The 16,203-nt window shown below is 63.9% G+C and carries 15 protein-coding genes; 2 read left to right on the top strand and 13 right to left on the bottom strand.

Annotated elements, in window-relative coordinates:
* Window positions 1-116 precede the first annotated feature (116 nt).
* Entirely contained in the window at window positions 117-524 is a 408-nt protein-coding gene (locus ACFSOZ_RS36215) for a tautomerase family protein (protein ID WP_379106241.1), read from the bottom strand.
* 113 nt (window positions 525-637) lie between these two features.
* On the opposite strand from ACFSOZ_RS36215, the gene ACFSOZ_RS36220 reads away from it, so the two are divergent.
* Window positions 638-1,501: a LysR substrate-binding domain-containing protein gene (locus ACFSOZ_RS36220; protein ID WP_379106244.1), complete on the top strand. Its 864-nt coding sequence runs from the start codon at window positions 638-640 to the stop codon at window positions 1,499-1,501.
* A 164-nt stretch (window positions 1,502-1,665) separates the two neighbouring features.
* Here the strand turns inward: ACFSOZ_RS36220 and ACFSOZ_RS36225 are convergent, their stop codons facing one another.
* From ACFSOZ_RS36225 to ACFSOZ_RS36235, 3 genes are all read right to left on the bottom strand, one after another.
* Window positions 1,666-2,574 carry a DMT family transporter gene (locus ACFSOZ_RS36225; protein WP_379106246.1) on the bottom strand — a complete coding sequence of 303 codons (909 nt, stop codon included), beginning with the start codon at window positions 2,572-2,574 and terminating at the stop codon, window positions 1,666-1,668.
* A gap of 60 nt (window positions 2,575-2,634) precedes the next feature.
* Window positions 2,635-3,522 carry a DMT family transporter gene (locus tag ACFSOZ_RS36230; RefSeq protein ID WP_379106248.1) on the bottom strand — a complete coding sequence of 296 codons (888 nt, stop codon included), beginning with the start codon at window positions 3,520-3,522 and terminating at the stop codon, window positions 2,635-2,637.
* 172 nt (window positions 3,523-3,694) lie between these two features.
* Entirely contained in the window at window positions 3,695-5,206 is a 1,512-nt protein-coding gene (locus ACFSOZ_RS36235) for a S10 family peptidase (protein ID WP_379106250.1), read from the bottom strand.
* A gap of 477 nt (window positions 5,207-5,683) precedes the next feature.
* Between ACFSOZ_RS36235 and ACFSOZ_RS36240 the strand changes: the two genes are divergently transcribed.
* Window positions 5,684-6,190: an OsmC family protein gene (locus tag ACFSOZ_RS36240; RefSeq protein ID WP_379106252.1), complete on the top strand. Its 507-nt coding sequence runs from the start codon at window positions 5,684-5,686 to the stop codon at window positions 6,188-6,190.
* A gap of 51 nt (window positions 6,191-6,241) precedes the next feature.
* On the opposite strand, the gene ACFSOZ_RS36245 is transcribed toward ACFSOZ_RS36240, so the two are convergent.
* The 9 genes from ACFSOZ_RS36245 to ACFSOZ_RS36285 form a co-directional block, all read right to left on the bottom strand.
* Window positions 6,242-6,460, bottom strand: a complete 219-nt coding sequence (locus ACFSOZ_RS36245; protein ID WP_111549227.1) for a hypothetical protein — start codon at window positions 6,458-6,460, stop codon at window positions 6,242-6,244.
* 171 nt (window positions 6,461-6,631) lie between these two features.
* Window positions 6,632-7,261 carry a hypothetical protein gene (locus ACFSOZ_RS36250; protein ID WP_379106254.1) on the bottom strand — a complete coding sequence of 210 codons (630 nt, stop codon included), beginning with the start codon at window positions 7,259-7,261 and terminating at the stop codon, window positions 6,632-6,634.
* A 79-nt stretch (window positions 7,262-7,340) separates the two neighbouring features.
* Window positions 7,341-8,081, bottom strand: coding sequence for an SDR family NAD(P)-dependent oxidoreductase (locus tag ACFSOZ_RS36255; protein ID WP_379106255.1), 741 nt, complete (start codon window positions 8,079-8,081; stop codon window positions 7,341-7,343).
* Between the two features lie 48 nt (window positions 8,082-8,129).
* A complete protein-coding gene (gene purF / locus ACFSOZ_RS36260) occupies window positions 8,130-9,599 on the bottom strand; it encodes an amidophosphoribosyltransferase (RefSeq protein ID WP_379106257.1) in 1,470 nt (489 codons plus the stop codon).
* 105 nt (window positions 9,600-9,704) lie between these two features.
* Window positions 9,705-10,376: a CvpA family protein gene (locus ACFSOZ_RS36265; RefSeq protein WP_379106259.1), complete on the bottom strand. Its 672-nt coding sequence runs from the start codon at window positions 10,374-10,376 to the stop codon at window positions 9,705-9,707.
* An 85-nt stretch (window positions 10,377-10,461) separates the two neighbouring features.
* On the bottom strand, window positions 10,462-11,865 hold the full coding sequence (gene radA / locus ACFSOZ_RS36270; RefSeq protein ID WP_379106261.1) for a DNA repair protein RadA: 1,404 nt from the start codon (window positions 11,863-11,865) through the stop codon (window positions 10,462-10,464).
* A 56-nt stretch (window positions 11,866-11,921) separates the two neighbouring features.
* Complete coding sequence (locus tag ACFSOZ_RS36275; protein ID WP_258592706.1) at window positions 11,922-13,412, bottom strand: replicative DNA helicase; 1,491 nt, start codon at window positions 13,410-13,412, stop codon at window positions 11,922-11,924.
* Between the two features lie 213 nt (window positions 13,413-13,625).
* A complete protein-coding gene (locus ACFSOZ_RS36280) occupies window positions 13,626-14,597 on the bottom strand; it encodes a small ribosomal subunit Rsm22 family protein (RefSeq protein WP_379106263.1) in 972 nt (323 codons plus the stop codon).
* 247 nt (window positions 14,598-14,844) lie between these two features.
* Window positions 14,845-16,143 carry a class I SAM-dependent methyltransferase gene (locus tag ACFSOZ_RS36285; protein ID WP_379106265.1) on the bottom strand — a complete coding sequence of 433 codons (1,299 nt, stop codon included), beginning with the start codon at window positions 16,141-16,143 and terminating at the stop codon, window positions 14,845-14,847.
* Window positions 16,144-16,203: the final 60 nt, after the last annotated feature.

The raw sequence follows: 16,203 nt of genomic DNA on the forward strand, positions 1-16,203 counted from the left end.
TCCCCGCTGCTTTGCAGCGACCCAGCGTTCGCAGGCCTTTCATCGTGCCACCGGCACGATGAATTCGCTCCGCGAACCGGCCGCTCACCCCACAGGGGGAGAAGGGAAACCGCAGCTCACGCCGCCTTCAACCGCCCGCTGATGAAACGAAACTCCTGCGTCTTGCCGCCATAGCCATAGGCGGCTGCCGGCACTTCATGCACGAAGGCATAGCTTTCCTCGTGCACGCCGCCCAGCAGGCGGCCGAAGGCGTCGAAGATCGCCTTCAGATAGGCTTCCAACTCGAGCTTGGTGTTGGTGCCGTCGACCACCTTGATGTCGAGCCAGAACGTCTTGGTGCCGTGCTCGGCAAGTGACTTGCCGCCGGCGAACCAGTGCTGCGGATCGATGTAGAATACGGCAACCGCGGTAATTGTCGGATCCTTGCGCAACTGCGTGGCGGTGATCTCGGTGATTTCCCTGGCGATGCTGGCGGACAGGGCGGCGTCGGGCTTGCCGGTGACGCTGATGTTGATGATGGGCATTTTTGTTCTCCTTGGTTTGAGCGGCATCCGATCGCCGTTGGAAGGAGCATGTCACCATCATTGAATCAAAAAAATCGAATTGTTTTTAACTGAAGATTCGATATTATCGAATTATGGAAACGCTCGATCCCGATCTGCTCAAGACTTTTCTCGCTTTCGTCGACAGCGGCTCGCTGGCGCAGGCGGCTTCAAGCGTCGGCCGTTCACCCTCGGCGGTCACCGCGCAGATGCAGCGGCTGGAGGAAATCGTCGGCGAGCCACTTCTGGCGCCGCAAGGCCGGGGCCGGGGCTTGACCAAGGCAGGCGAGGATCTCGTCGGCCATGCAAGACGTATCCTGGCGGCGCATCGCGAGGCGTGGCTGGCGCTGAAGGGGGCACGGGCTGCCGGGCGCGTTGCCATCGGCACGACGCAGGATTTCGCCGACAGCGGTTTGCCGGATCTGCTGCGCGCCTTCGCCGTCAGTCATCCGCGCGTCAGGATCGAATTGCGTGTCGGCCGCTCCGCCGAACTGGCGCAAGCGCTGCAGTCCGGTGGGCTCGATCTGGCGATCGTCATGCGTCAGGCCGCTACGCCGGACGAAGTCGGCGTGCTGCGCGAGCCGATGATATGGCTGTGTTCGCAGATGGGGCTGGCCTCGCGGCAGGAAGAATTGCCGCTGGCGCTGCTCGATCCCTATTGCGGCTTTCGCGAAGCCGCGCTTGCCGCACTCGATACGGCCGGGCGCCGTTACCGCATCGCCGCCGGCAGCGCCAGCCTGGCCGGCCTGCGCACGGCGGTGAATGCGGGTGTTGCGCTGACGCTGCGAACGGCGCGCTTCGCCCATTCCGGCATTGTCGAAGCCCCGCGCGAACTTGGCCTGCCACAGGTGCCGATGGCTGAGTTCGCCATTCGGCTGCGCGCCGGTGCCGGTGGTCCGGCAGCCGATCTGGCGGCACTGCTCAGCGGTGACCTGGCTCTGCCCGGGCTCCGCGGCTGAATCGACGAGTTCCGGTCTTGCGGAGGATTAAACGACAAAGAAAAGCCGACCTTGCGGTCGGCTTCGAAGTGGGACGGGCCGAGGGGTTTGGGGGGACTTGGGGGTGGCCCGTCGCAGCAACAATGCATGACCCGGATGATGGTTCCGTGACTGTGTCACTTTTTTTAAGAAATATTTGACGCCATGCGTTGCGAGCGGGCCATCAGCCAATCCCGCCCCGCATGGGCAAACACTGCGCACAGCACAATGGCGCCGCCGATCATGCTGGCGGCTGGTGCGACCTCGCCGAGGAACAGGAAGGCAAACAGGATCGCGAACGGCACTTCAGCCGAGCCGAGCAGCCCGGATTCGGCGGCTGGAATGAGCCGCGCGCCTTCCGTCCACAGGATTGAGGACAGCGCGAAGGAGGCACCAAAGGTGACGAGCAGAACGGCGTCCCTTGTTGAAACCGCCAGTGGATCGGTGACGAACCAGCCGAGCACGAACAACAGGAAGGCTGAGACCGCGCCGGCCCAGACCACGGGCGTGTCGCGGAAGGCGCGCACCATGATCATGTAGAGGCCGCTGCCGATGGTCATAAGCAGCGCCAGTCCGTCACCGAACAGATTGCCGGTGCCGAAGCCGGACCAGATCATGATGGCCACGCCACACAGCGACACGGCGGCGGCGACCATCGTCTGCAATCGGAACGGTTCACGCGTCAGAACCCAGGCCAGCAGCGCGGTGACGAAAGGCGCAGTGGCGTAGATGACCGCGACGTTGGCGACGAAGGTGAACTTGAAGGCCGAGATGAAGGCGATGCTGGCCAGCGCCCCTTCCACCGCCAGCAGCCAGCCACGCCAGCCCAATCGCAGGGTCTCGCGTCCGCCGGAGCGGTGGCGCCGCCACAAGACATAGAGAGCGACCAGGATCGAGCCGACAAAGCCACGCCAGCAGATGATGGTTAGCGGGTCGGCATGGATCGACTTGGTCAGCACCCCGGTCAGGCCGAACACCGCCGCCGATGACGACACCAGCAGGATGCCCAGCGTGCGTTCGGCGGTGCTGTCGGTCGGGGCTGCAATGTCAGTCATGCTGCCAGTCTATGCCGTTGCGTCCTGACATCGTAGCGTCAGCAGTGACGGCGATCCCCTTCATAGCCGTTTGCGGAAATGCTCGGTGCCGACAATCAGCAGCCCGGCGGAGATGATGAGGGCAGCACCCAGAAACACCTCGCGACGCGGCACGTCGCCCCAGATCGCGAAGCCGAGCGCGAACGCCCACAACAGCGATGTGTATTCGAGCGGTGCAAGGATCGAAGCCGGCGTTCGCTTCATGCCTTCGAAGAGAAGATATTGTGCAAACCCGCCGAGCGCGCCGACGCTGGCAAGGAGCAGCAACTGGGTCCAGTCCGGCGTCTGCCACCAGAGCAGCGCCGGCCCCGCCGAAAACACCAGGAAATAGAAGTTGTTGAGCAGGAGCTGGATCATCGAGCGCTCGGACAGCGCGGTCCTGCGCAAGAGCACGATGGCTATACCCCATAAGAAAGCGGCTGCCAGCACCAGCAGCACCGGGACAGACAGGCCGAGATGGGTCGGATCGCAAGCGACGAAGACGCCGGCAAAGCCGATCAGCACCGCCAGCCAGCGCAGAATCGGCACCTTTTCGCCGAGCATCACCACCGAAAGCACGGTGACGATGATCGGGGCCGCGTAATAGACGGTGGTCAGTTCGGCAAGCTGCAGGCTGCGGGCGGCGTTGTAGTAACAGAGCCAGGCTGCGAGCGTGAAGGCGCTGCGCACCAGCATCGGCCGCACGATCGGCGAGTGCACCGTGTCGGCAAACAGCTGCCGCCCGCCGATCGCCGCGCAGGCACTTAGGATGGCGATGCTGCGGAAGAACATGATCTGCCAGACCGTCATGCCGGTGACCAGCAGCTTGATCGAGGCATCCTGCGTCGAAAACAGGAGATAGGCAGCGCCAGTCAGCAGGATTCCGGCAAGAACCCTTTCGCGTGTTTCGAGAATGGCGATATCGGCCATAAGGCGCGGGACCAAAGGTGCGGAAGGCGACAGAAATGCTGCGAGGAGCGATGTAAGAGCCTGGGAAGTCAGCGCTCTGGCAGCAAGCTATACGGGCGAAAGCCAGCGCAGCGCTACGCCAGCCTCATGCTTGCGTTGGGGCAGGGGTTCCTCGGCGAGCTGCGTTGCGACCTTACTGCGTCGCCCGGTAGAGTTCCGAAGCGGCCTCTTTCAGCGCGCGACGACCGTCGGGTCTGAAATACATCATGTGCCCGCCCTCGACGACATCGAGACGGATGGGCTTGGCATTGGCGAGTGACGGGATCTGGCTCACCAGGTAGCGCGAAGCCAGGTAAGGCGTGACAAGGTCGGTGTAGCCATTGACGATGACCACGCCGAGCGCAGGGTTCAGCGAGCGCGCTCGCTGCAGATCATCCATCACGCCGGCATAGCCTTGCCGCGAGATGCCGTAATCCCAATTGTGGCTGATATCGCTGTTGAGCAACCGGTAGCTGATATCGGTGTGGAAATTCAGTTCTTCACGGGCGTAGCCGACGAAAGCCGAGGTCAGTGCCGGGACGCTGCGGTCGAGCACCGGATCCGGACCGGCAATGCCGGCGCTCTCCGGCGCGATATCGGCAGTCGCGATCGTGCCGTCATAAGGACTGAGCACATTGCCGCTGGCGCGGGCGAACTCCCTTGCGAACAGGCCGGTCGGGATGCGGGCGAAGTTCCGCTGGACGAGGTCGAGCGGCAGGCCGGTGATCTCCGCCACGCGCCGGCTCGCCAGCCGCCCGCCTTGCTCCAGCCCGCTGGCGAGAGCCGCAAGGTAATCGCCCAACGCATAATGCTCGACCTCGGCGAGCTTCTCCCGCAGCGCATCGCCACCAATGCCTTCGGCGTGCAGGCGCACCGCCGCCAGCGAGGGGAGTTCGAGCGCCCAATGCAGCGGCTCGAATTCGTCGGGCTGGACAAGCATGAATTCGAGCGCTGGCGAGATCAAAACGATGCCGCTTGGACTGATGCCGATATCCTCTTGCAGTGTCCTGGCGAGCAGCGCCGCCCGGAACCCGCCATAGCTTTCCCCGGCGAGGAAGAACGGAGATCCGGTGCGGCTGTTCTGAGCAAGATAGAGCCGGATGAAAGCCCCCATTGAACTGGCATCCTGGTTGACACCCCAGAAGTCGTGCGTGTCCTGGCCCGGTGCCTCGCGGCTGTAGCCGGCTCCGACCGGATCGACGAAGACGAGGTCGGTCATGTCGAGCCAACTGTCCGGATTGTCGATGAGTTTTTGCGGCGAAGGCAGAAATTCCCCCTCAGTTCCGGTGGCTATCACGCGCGGCCCGAGCGCGCCGATATGCAGATAGGCGGACGCCGCTCCCGGGCCACCGTTGAACACGAAGGTGATCGGGCGCCGCGAGTCTTTCACCGCGCCCGCCGGCGATCGCAGCGTGTAGGCGACATAGAAGATCTCCGCCGTGACCTCGCCCTTGCCGGAAAGCAGCGACAGCGTGCCGGCCGTAGCCTGATATTGCAGGCTGCGCCCGGCGACGTTGATCGAATGGTCCGTGGTCTGCGCGGGCGGCAGCAACGACAGCACGCCATCCGTCGGCGCAGGGCGCTCGGCTGTTTCGGCCAAGACGGGTTGCACGAGAGCGGTGAGTATCAGCAGGATGGCGGGAATGAGTTTCAGCCTGGTACGCATGACGCCTCCGGGAACGACTGTCGCATAGGTATGGCCGAGGCGATCGAAGTCAAAGGAAATGCAGCGTCCTCCTTCCTGCCTGTCAGCGGTCGAAGCATGCTCCGGTTTCACAAAGTCCGACGACGCAGGATGCCGGCGCAGGAAAGTCAAAACATCGAGCTGATCTTGGGCGGTGCTTCACGAGCGCCGCGACCATAGTCAAGAAGGGCGCGCTCCCAAAGCACGCTGCTCTCATAAGACCGTTAGCGCTCCGAGCGCAGCCGACAGCGCATGCAACAGCCCTTTTCCAATCAATGCCGCCCCCTCCAAACAAACTCGACGGCGACTTTAGTTGGCGGTTGTGGCAAGAATCCATTTCTGGAACGTTATCTGTCGAATTGCTCTTTGGCGGCTCTGTGGCGGGCTGCCGAGCTTGTTGTAGACAACCGCCCTGTCTCGATCGCGGTGTGAAACCAACTGACGAAAAAGGGTAGAAACATGGATGCCACCGAACTGAAGGCCATGCAGGCGCCGCTGAAGCAGGCCTATCGCGACGACGCTTCGCAGGCGCTGATCACGCTGAAGGCAAGGGGCTCGATCGACGACCAGTCGGTTGCCTGCAAGGTGGAGACGGGCAGGGCGATTGCTATTGCTGGACTGCATCCGGCAACCGGCGGCTCGGGGCTTGAACTCTGCTCGGGCGACATGCTGCTGGAGGCGCTGGTGGCCTGCGCCGGGGTGACGCTGAAGGCGGTGGCGACGGCGCTGGAGTTCAAGCTCGGCGCGGCTACGGTGGAGGCCGAAGGCGACCTCGATTTTCGTGGCACGCTCGGCGTCGCCAAGGATGCGCCGGTCGGCTTTCGCGCCATCCGGCTCAAATTCAGTCTCGACACCGATGAGCCGCAGGAGCGGATAGATTCGCTGCTGAAGCTGACCGAACGCTATTGCGTGGTGTTCCAGACCATCAACCAGAAGCCGGAGCTTACGGTGAGCGCGGGGCGCTGAAACGCCACGAGATCCACGGCCGCCGGGCCGCGGATCTCGTGCGCCTGATGCTTACTGTGCCGCCGGCTCTTCCGCATCGCCCTCGTCGGTGAAGGGCGAGGCGCTCGGCACGCATTGCACCGACCAGCCGGTCGGTGTCGGCTGCTTCTGATATTCGGTGATGGCGGCGGTGCATTGTTCGCGCTTGTCGAAGGTGCTGGGCAGCACGACCATGCCGCCCTGCGGGCCGGCGATTACCAGATACCAGACCAACGCTACGGTCGAAGCCATGGGGGATTTCCTTGTTCTGCCCAGCCAGGGCGTTTGTTGCGGGAGTCGTTGGGATCCTATCAACTCCGCCGAAATGACGAAAGCATGACCGCCGCGCAACCTTCCGCCGTCGCATCACAGCCGCGTGATGTGACGGTGCGTCTTAGCCCCGATTTTCGAAACCCAGTCGGCTCAGTTGGTGGCAAAACAATAGAAAAGGCCGTCGCCGCCGGTGCCCTTCAGCGCCTCCTGGCTGCAGCCGCCACGCGAGGCATGCGACGAGTTCCAGGATTTGGCGGCCGCTGAATCGTCGAGGCCGGTACGGTCGTGATGGCCCATCATGGCCGCGCCTTCGGCGCCGCTCATCGTCCAGTCACCGCAGGTCTGGTCGGCGATCCTCGTGCCGTCGGGCTTGGAGCCGGTCAGCACGTCGTGCCGGTTTGGCGTGTCGCCGCGGCCGTTGACCACCTCGCCCTTTTCGTTCATCGCCGTCTGCTTGGTGATGCCGTTTGTGTCGCTGTGCAGGGAGGCGACGTCGTCGGCGATCTTCATGCCCTTGGCGTTCACCCACGGCCCCTTGCCGATGCGGTCGCGCGCGTCGGTGTCGCTGGTCGACAGATAGGCGGCCCAGGTCTTGCCGGTGACGCCTGCGGCTTCCGCCAGTGAGGCGCAATGCGCGTCGGCACCCTTGAGGCCGCCGAGGTCGGCACCCTTGTCTGAACCGACGCTGGTGACGAAGAAGCTCATAGTTGCACCTTGCGAATAGGCGGCGCCCGCGGCTGCGATCAGGGCGGCGGCGGTGGTGAGAAGCAGTCTGCGCATGATGGTCCTCCGTTCAAGGTTCGAATGTCTGACATTCGAAGAACGTCGGCGGTGCCGAAAATCTTCCGGCAAAAAGCAGCTATTCCGGTTGGCGATAGGCGACGAAGCGGTTGTGCTTGGCCTGGAAGATCAGTCCGGTCTCTTTCAGGTCGGGGCTGGCCAGCGGCACGATGCGTTTGGCGATCTCCGAAGGGTGCGGCAGCGTCGCCGGATCCTCGCCAGGCATCGCCTGCGCCCGCATCGCGGTACGGGTGGCGCCGGGGTCGGCGGCGTTGACCCTGAGCGGCAGGCTTTCCGTCTCATGCGCCCAGGAGCGCATCATCGTCTCGACCGCAGCCTTTGATGCAGCGTAGGGCGCCCAAAAAGCACGCGCCGAGTGGGCCGAGTTGGCAGATAGCAAAATGGCGCGGCCGGCGTCGGAGAGCCGCAGCAACGGGTCGACCGAGCGGATCAGCCGCCATGTCGAGGTGACGTTGATGGTCATCACCTTCTCGAAGGTCTTGGCCTCGACATGGCCGATCGGCGAGATGACGCCGAGCACGGCGGCATTGGCGACGAGAATGTCGAGCTTGCCCCAGCGCTCGTGGATGGCCCCGCCCAGCCGGTCGATGCCGGCCATGTCGGCGAGGTCGAGCGGCACCAGCGTCGCCTGGCCGCCGGCCGCCTTGATCTGGTCGTCGAGCTCTTCCAGGCCGCCGACGGTGCGCGCCACCGCGATGACATGCGCGCCGGCTGCAGCCAGTTCCTTGGCGATGAAATAGCCGATGCCGCGCGAGGCGCCGGTGACGACCGCAACGCGGCCGGTAAGGTCGAGGGTCATGCGATGGATTCCGGAAATCTGGCTAGGGAAAGGGACGGTCCGGCAATCCTACAACCCGCTCGTCGCCAGCAGCGACAGCGTGCGCACATTGTCGTGGCCTTCGAAGTCGAGCAGGCGGGTCGGGTACTGGCCGGTGAAGCAGGCATCGCAGAATTGCGGCTGGTCGTTGTCGCGGCCGGCCTCGCCGACGGCGCGATAAAGGCCGTCGATGGTGAGGAAGCCGAGCGAATCGACCCGGATGAACTCGGCCATTTCTTCCACCGACATGCGCGATGCCAGAAGCTTCGATTTTTCCGGCGTATCGACGCCATAGAAGCAGGAGGCGCGCGTCGGCGGCGAAGCGATGCGCATATGCACTTCCTTGGCGCCGGCGTCGCGCACCATCTGCACGATCTTCTGGCTGGTGGTGCCGCGCACGATGCTGTCGTCGACCAGCACCACGCGCTTACCCTCGATCATGCGGCGGTTGGCGTTGTGCTTGAGCTTGACGCCCATGTGGCGGATCGAATCGCCGGGCTGGATGAAGGTCCGGCCGACATAGTGGTTGCGGATGATGCCGAGCTCGAAGGGAATACCGGCTGCCTGGGAAAAGCCGATCGCCGCCGGGGTGCCCGAATCCGGCACCGGCACGACGATGTCGGCCTCGACCGGGCTTTCCTGCGCCAGTTCGGCGCCGATGCGCTTGCGCACTTCGTAGACGTTGCGGCCCTCGACCGAGGAATCCGGCCGGGCGAAATAGACATATTCGAAGATGCAGAAGCGGGTCTTCTGCGGTTCGAACGGAAACAGGCTCTCGATGCCCTTGGCGGTGACGACGACCATCTCGCCGGGCTTGAGATCGCGCACGAAGCGCGCGCCGATGATGTCGAGCGCGCAGGTTTCGGACGCCAGGATCCAGGCGCCGTCGAGGTCGCCGAGCACCAGCGGCCGGATGCCGAGCGGATCGCGGCAGCCGATCATCTTCTTCGATGTCATCGCCACCAGCGAGAAGGCTCCCTCGACCTGGCGCACCGCGTCGATGAAGCGCGAGTTCAAATCGCGCTCCTTGCTGGTGGCGACGAGGTGCAAAAGCGTCTCGGTATCGGAGGTGGAGGAGAAGATCGCGCCCTGCTTCTGCAGCGCGCGCTGCACGGTCATGGCGTTGGTCAGGTTGCCGTTGTGGGCGACGGCAAAGCCGCCATCGGCCAACTCGGCGAAGAAGGGCTGGATGTTGCGCATGCCGGCGCCGCCCGTCGTGGCGTAGCGCGTATGGCCGATGGCGCGGTTGCCTTGCAGGCTGTCGATGACGCGCTGCTTGGTGAAGGTGTCGCCGATCAGGCCGACATGGCGTTCGACGTGGAACTGGCTGCCGTCATAGGAAACGATACCGGCCGCTTCCTGGCCGCGATGCTGCAGCGCATGCAGGCCCAGCGTGACGATGGCTGCCGCGTCCTGCCGGCCGAAAATGCCGAACACGCCGCATTCGTCGTGGAAATGGTCGTCGGCCTCGGCGGAAAGCACGTCGTCTGCGTCTGCCATCTTAAGCTCCGCTAAAATCGCCATATAGTGCGGGTTCGCGTCGAAAGCAACGCGCACCGTGCAGCCGTTCACACCATCGTCAGTTCTCGACGCCCTTTTCCGGCGTCAGTTCGCCGGTGCCGCCGGTGCTGGATTGGCCGGGGCGTTGTCCGCGGGCGGCGTTGCGGCGTCATTGTCGTCGGGCGCCGGCGTATTGGCATCGTCGCCACCCGCTGGAGCGTCCGCCGCCGGTGCGTCGGGGGCCGCGGGGGTCTCGGTAGCCGGCTGATTCGGGTTGAGCTTCTTGAGGATGGCGTTTTCGGGATCCTCGGGCAGCAGGCTTTCGAGCTTGGCGCCGATCTGCTCCAGCAACGGCCGCGACTTGGCATCCGTGACCCAGGCCGGTGCCTTGGCCCCAGCCAGCCAGTTGAAGAACAGCAGCGCGACGGCAACGACCAGAATGCCGCGCGCAGCGCCGTAGAGAAAGCCCAGCGTGCGGTCGAGTGCGCCGATCCTGGAATCGATGATCCAGTCGGCGAGCTTCATGGTGATGACCGAGACGACGATCAGCGCGATGACGAAGACGATGCCGGCGGCGGCCGCCATGGCGATCTTTTCGTTGTCGATGTACGGCTTGAGGTAGGGCAGGACCGGCTTGTAGAAGAAGAACGCCGCCGCTGCCGCCGCTGCCCAGGAGACGACGGACAGGATTTCGCGCGAGAAGCCGCGAACCATGGCGAGCATCGCCGAGACCAGGGTGAAGCCGACGAGAATTCCGTCAAGCAGCGTAATCGGCATGTCTTTCGCCCCACTCCATGAGCCGCGTTATAGCGCGGAGCATCGGGTTTTCCCAAAACCGGTTCCCACTTTTGGGTCCGATGCCCTAGTCTTGCTCGTCCACGCGGCTTCGGCGTGAGCCGGCGATGCGTGCCACAAGGTCGGCAAGCTCGGTCGGCTGGAAAGCACCGGCCCCAATCCCCCCGGCAAGTTCCTCGCTGCCCAAGGGCAGAACCGCGCTTCCAAAACCCAGCTTTTCGGCTTCCTTGAGGCGCTGTTGCGCGTGCGCAACCGGCCTCACGGCGCCCGAAAGGCTGATTTCGCCGAAATAGACGCAATCGGCGGGAAGGGCAAGACCGGTGAGCGAGGAAACCAGTGCCGCAGCCACCGCCAGATCGGCCGCGGGCTCGGAGATACGATAGCCGCCGGCGACGTTGAGATAGACATCATGGCTGCCGAAGCGCACACCGCAATGAGCCTCGAGAACCGCCAGGATCATCGACAGCCGCGCGCCATCCCAGCCGACGACCGCGCGGCGCGGCGTGCCGAGCGAGGAGGGTGCGACCAGCGCCTGGATCTCGACCAGCACCGGCCTTGTCCCTTCCATGCCGGCGAAAACCGCCGCACCTGGCGATTTCGCATGGCGTTCGCCAAGGAAAAGCTCGGACGGGTTGGCAACCTCGCGCAAACCCTTGTCCGACATTTCGAAGACGCCGATCTCGTCGGTCGGCCCAAAACGGTTCTTCACCGTGCGCAGGATGCGGAAATGATGGCCTCCTTCGCCTTCGAAGTAGAGCACGGCGTCCACCATATGCTCGACGACGCGCGGCCCGGCGATCTGGCCTTCCTTGGTGACATGGCCGACCAGGACGATCGCCGCCCCTGTGGATTTCGCATAGCGGATCATCGCCTGGGCGGCGGCGCGCACCTGGGTGACAGTGCCCGGCGCCGAATCGGCGAGGTCGGTCCACAGCGTCTGGATCGAATCCAGGATCACCAGGTCCGGCCGCTTGCCGTCGGCGATGGTGGCGAGAATGTCCTCGACATTGGTCTCGGCGGCAAGTTCCACGGGTGCCGAGGCAACACCGAGCCGCTGCGCGCGCAGCCTGATCTGCGCGACGGCCTCTTCGCCCGAGACATAGACGACGCGGTGGCCCTTTGACGCGAGTGCAGCTGCCGCCTGGGTCAAAAGCGTCGACTTGCCGATGCCGGGGTCGCCGCCGACCAGAAGCGCCGAGCCGCGCACGAAACCGCCACCGGTGGCGCGGTCGAGTTCGCCGATGCCCGAGATGATGCGCGGCGCGTCCTCGATGTCGCCCGACAGCGTGGTCAGCACCACCGCGCGGCCCTTGCGGGCGTTGCGCGTGTTGGCCGGCCCCGAGCCGATGCCGCCGGACGTGCCTTCCTCGACCAGCGTGTTCCACTCGCCGCAGGCATCGCATTTGCCGGCCCAGCGCTGGTGCACCGATCCGCAATTCTGGCAGATGAACTGAACGCGCGATTTGGCCATCAGTTGGATACCGCTTGAAAATGGCCTGGGCGCGGTGCGCGAGGGTAGGTCAAAAACTACTCGAACCTTTCCGGCAAATGATGCTCTTCGGCAAGGTCGGAGAAGCGCGTAAACTCGCCCTGGAAGGCAAGGCTGACAGTGCCGGTCGGTCCATGGCGCTGCTTGGCAATGATCACTTCGGCTTTGCCCTGGACCTCGACCATCTTTGTTTCCCAGGCGAGATGCTCGGGCGTGCCTTTCTCAGGCTCCTTGTTCTTGATGTAATATTCCTCGCGGTACACAAACAGCACCACGTCGGCGTCCTGCTCGATCGAGCCCGATTCGCGCAAGTCGGACAGCTGAGGATGCTTGTCGTCTCGGCTTTCGACCTGACGTGAGAGCTGTGAAAGGGCAATGATCGGCACGCCAAGCTCCTTGCCGAGCGCCTTCAGTCCAGTGGTGATCTCGGTGATTTCCTGGACGCGGTTCTGCGACGCTTTGGCGGACGACCCCTGCATGAGCTGGATATAGTCGATGACCATCAGATCCAGCCCGCGCTGGCGCTTGAGGCGGCGCGCGCGGGCCGCCAGCTGGGCAATCGAAATACCACCCGTCTGGTCGATGTAGAGCGGGCGCTTGTGGTTCTCCTGCGTGTACGCGACAAGCTTGCCGAAATCGGCTTCCGTCAAATCGCCACGCCTGATCTTCGACGACGGGATTTCCGTCTGCTCGGAGATGATGCGGGTGGCCAGCTGCTCCGACGACATTTCGAGCGAGAAGAAGCCGACGACGCCGCCATTGGCCGCCTTGACCGAGCCGTCGGCCTGCTGGGCAGGCTCATAGGCGGCGGCGATGTTATAGGCGATGTTGGTGGCCAGCGATGTCTTGCCCATGCCGGGGCGGCCGGCGATGATGATCAAATCCGAGGGCTGCAAGCCGCCCATGCGGTGGTCGAGATCGCGCAGGCCGGTGGCAATGCCGGACAGGTGGCCATCGCGCATATAGGCGGCACTGGCCATGTCGACGGCGTTCTTCAACGCATCGGAAAAACTCTCGAAACCGCCATCGTAGCGGCCGTTCTCGGCCAGCTCGAACAGCCGCCGCTCGGCATCCTCGATCTGTTCGGTGGGCGCCATGTCAACCGGCGCGTCATAGGCGATGTTGACCATGTCCTCGCCGACGGTGATCAGCGCGCGGCGCGTCGCAAGGTCATAGATGGCGCGGCCATAGTCAGTGGCGTTGACGACGGTGACGGCTTCCACCGCCAGGCGCACGACATATTGCGCCATCGTCATATCGCCGACCTTCTCGTCGGCCGGCAGGAAGGTTTTCAGCGTGATCGGCGTCGCCACCTTGCCCATGCGGATGAACTCGGACGCCACCTCATATATCTTGCGGTGCAGCGGCTCGTAGAAATGGCTGGCCTTCAGGAAATCCGAGACGCGGTAGAAGGCGTCGTTGTTGACAAGGATGGCGCCGAGCAACGCCTGCTCGGCCTCGATGTTGTTTGGCGCCTCACGATAAAGCGGTGTTTCCGCGACGCCGAATTTTCGCGCTGCTTCTGCCATGATGTCCCCGATTCCGATCCCGGCTTCTCGATATCAGAACCCGACAATTTGATGCTGACTTATATGCATCAGTGCCCGCCCAACCGTCTTTGATGCCCGCGATTCACAGCCAAGATTTTTCGGTGGAAAGAATCCTGGTTGACTCGAATCGAAGTGGCGAGCCTAGCGGTTCTTAAAAAAGAACAAAACAGGAAAATTGTGGGTGTTGCGGTCTTATCGCCTGCCCAGCCTGTCGCCCCAGTCCAGCCGCCGGGCCAGCTTGAAGTCCGCGCCGTCGCGCTTGGTGAACAATCGCTCGGTGGCAGTGCCGTCCTGCTGGCAAAGCTTGAGCAGAGCCTTGCCGGAGCCGGATTTCGGTGGCGCTAGAACCCGTGCCTGGCTGGACATGGGCCCGTCTCGGGAAGCGGCGACATAGATGAACTTCTCGTCCTCCCACGGCACGTCGGCATCCTTGGCCAGCCGGTGCAGGCGCGAGCGGGCGACGCGGCGGGAAAAATGGCACCAGTCGGGCGGGGCGAGCGGGCAGGGCGCCTGATGCGGGCATGGCGCAAGCACATGCGCGCCCGCCTCGATCAGCTGCCGGCGCGCGGCAAGGATGCGCTGCCATCCGGCCGGCGTGCCCGGTTCGACGACCAGCAGCGTATCACCAGTGAGTTGCCACAATCGATCGATGAGCTTCGGCAGTGAAGCGGGGACGATTTCGTCGAGCACATAGGCGCAAGTGACCAGGTCGGCTGGCTCGAGGTCGGCAAGGTCGATGGTGGCGTCGCCGGCCAGCCATCTGGTTCGGGCGCCAATCGCATCAGTGGCAAGCGTCTCGCCGACCTTGCGCACCGCGGCGCTGGCTTCGAACAACACCGCCTGTTCGAGATCGGGCCACAGGTCGATCGTGGCCCAAAGCACCGTACCAGGGCCGGCACCGACGTCTAGCAGGCTCTTGGGTTGAAAGCCGGGCCTGGCATCGCTCAGCGCGTCGAGGCTGGCGCGGACGGCGGCGTAGGTCGCCGGCAGCCGCGTCGCCAGATAGGCTTGCACGGCCATGCCCTCGGCCATATGCAGCCGGCCGTCGCGCAGCTCGGCGCGATAGCGGTCGGACAGCGTTTTTGCCGCTTGCTTCAGTGTCGCCAGCGGAACGTTTTCGAGCAGGCGCTCGACACCCTGGCGAAGTGGGGCCGGCAATTCCATGCTCAGGCTCCGTGTGGCGCGCTGCAGAATGAAAAGCAGTCGCCGATCTCGGCCAGAGCGGCAGCGACATAGAGGACATAGGTCATGAAAAAAGTCCCGTGGCGATCACGGGACCTTTTTCAGTGCAGGGGCAGGCAATGGCAAGCGGCAATACTATTTCCAATACATGTCGCCCAACAGTGGCCCCAGTTTTGGCAGAACGACACCTGAAGCGCGTCGCCGGGATCCGTTCAAACGCGACGCGCTTTTAGTCCGCAACCTTGCGGCGGCGAGCTGGCTTGGCAGCCGGGCTCTTCTTGATGGGAGCCGTTTCACGGTGGCCCATGTCGCGCATCTCAAGCGCCTTCTCGCATTTGGCCATGTAGTCGCGCGTCATCGGCAAGGTGTCGTTCTTCTTGGCGATCTGGATCTGGAAGATGACAAGATCCTGCCAGCGGAAAGCAGCTTCCGAGGCGGCCAGATAGAACTCCCACATGCGGCAGAAGCGCTCGTCGTAGATTGCCTTGGCCTTGTCGCGGTTGGCGGCGAAGCGCTCGCCCCAGTGCTTCAGCGTGTCGGCATAGTGCAGCCGCAGGATTTCGATGTCGGTGACGACCAGGCCCGACTTCTCGATCGCCGGCATGATTTCGGAGAGCGCGGGGATATAGCCGCCGGGGAAGATGTATTTGCGGACGAAGGCACTGGTCGCCCACGGCACGCCGGAGCGGCCGATCGTGTGCAACAGCATGACGCCATCCGGCTTGAGCAGCGTCGCGCTCTTGTCGAAGAAGGTACGGAAGTGGTTGACGCCGACATGTTCGAACATGCCGACCGAGACGATGCGGTCGAAACGCTCGTTGAGCTCGCGGTAGTCCTTGAGCTCGAAATGCACGCGGCTTTCCAACCCTTGCGCATGCGCCCGGTCGGTCGCGACGCCATGCTGCTCGGTCGACAGCGTCACGCCTTGCACGTCGACGTCGAACGCCTTGGCGAGATAGATGCCGAGCCCACCCCAGCCGGAGCCGATGTCGAGCACGGTCTGGCCGGCCTTCAGCCTGAGCTTGGCGGCGATGTGGCGCTTCTTGGCGGCCTGGGCCTCGTCGAGCGTCATGTCAGGCTGCTCGAAATAGGCGCAGGAATACTGCATGTCGTCGTCGAGGAAGAGCCGGTAGAGGTCGCCCGACAGGTCGTAGTGGCGCTGCACGTTGCGGCGCGAGCGCGAGGCGGTGTTGATCTGTTGCAGGCGGCGGAAGGCGTGACGCAGACCTTCGATGGCTTTCGACCAGGTGGCGTCGATGCCGCCGCTGCCCATGTTCTGGAAGGCGATGCGCATCACACCCAGCACGCCACCTTCGAGAATGTCGAGTTCGCCGTCCATGTAGGATTCCGGCACCGCCAGCATAGGATCGAAGGTGATGGCGCGCTCGGCATGCGCGGTCTTGATGTGCATGTGCACCGGCTCGCCGCTACCGTCGCCGAAAACCACTGTCGCGCCCTTGGGGCCGGTTACCTTGAGATTGCCGGTGCGCACCAGGCGGTCGAGAACGCGCTTCAACAGAATATTCATGACCAAATGTCCCCTCTCGGTCAGACAGGCTGTCTCATTCTGCATCAATATATAGGGGTT

It is taken from the genome of Mesorhizobium newzealandense, from assembly GCF_042682145.1.
GTDB lineage: Bacteria > Pseudomonadota > Alphaproteobacteria > Rhizobiales > Rhizobiaceae > Mesorhizobium > Mesorhizobium newzealandense.

Coding starts and splice junctions, on each gene's coding strand:
- ACFSOZ_RS36215 (WP_379106241.1), bottom strand. CDS start 524: ATGCCCATCATCAACATCAGCGTCACCGGCAAGCCCGACGCCGCCCTG.
- ACFSOZ_RS36220 (WP_379106244.1), top strand. CDS start 638: ATGGAAACGCTCGATCCCGATCTGCTCAAGACTTTTCTCGCTTTCGTC.
- ACFSOZ_RS36225 (WP_379106246.1), bottom strand. CDS start 2,574: ATGACTGACATTGCAGCCCCGACCGACAGCACCGCCGAACGCACGCTG.
- ACFSOZ_RS36230 (WP_379106248.1), bottom strand. CDS start 3,522: ATGGCCGATATCGCCATTCTCGAAACACGCGAAAGGGTTCTTGCCGGA.
- ACFSOZ_RS36235 (WP_379106250.1), bottom strand. CDS start 5,206: ATGCGTACCAGGCTGAAACTCATTCCCGCCATCCTGCTGATACTCACC.
- ACFSOZ_RS36240 (WP_379106252.1), top strand. CDS start 5,684: ATGGATGCCACCGAACTGAAGGCCATGCAGGCGCCGCTGAAGCAGGCC.
- ACFSOZ_RS36245 (WP_111549227.1), bottom strand. CDS start 6,460: ATGGCTTCGACCGTAGCGTTGGTCTGGTATCTGGTAATCGCCGGCCCG.
- ACFSOZ_RS36250 (WP_379106254.1), bottom strand. CDS start 7,261: ATGCGCAGACTGCTTCTCACCACCGCCGCCGCCCTGATCGCAGCCGCG.
- ACFSOZ_RS36255 (WP_379106255.1), bottom strand. CDS start 8,081: ATGACCCTCGACCTTACCGGCCGCGTTGCGGTCGTCACCGGCGCCTCG.
- purF (WP_379106257.1), bottom strand. CDS start 9,599: ATGGCAGACGCAGACGACGTGCTTTCCGCCGAGGCCGACGACCATTTC.
- ACFSOZ_RS36265 (WP_379106259.1), bottom strand. CDS start 10,376: ATGCCGATTACGCTGCTTGACGGAATTCTCGTCGGCTTCACCCTGGTC.
- radA (WP_379106261.1), bottom strand. CDS start 11,865: ATGGCCAAATCGCGCGTTCAGTTCATCTGCCAGAATTGCGGATCGGTG.
- ACFSOZ_RS36275 (WP_258592706.1), bottom strand. CDS start 13,412: ATGGCAGAAGCAGCGCGAAAATTCGGCGTCGCGGAAACACCGCTTTAT.
- ACFSOZ_RS36280 (WP_379106263.1), bottom strand. CDS start 14,597: ATGGAATTGCCGGCCCCACTTCGCCAGGGTGTCGAGCGCCTGCTCGAA.
- ACFSOZ_RS36285 (WP_379106265.1), bottom strand. CDS start 16,143: ATGAATATTCTGTTGAAGCGCGTTCTCGACCGCCTGGTGCGCACCGGC.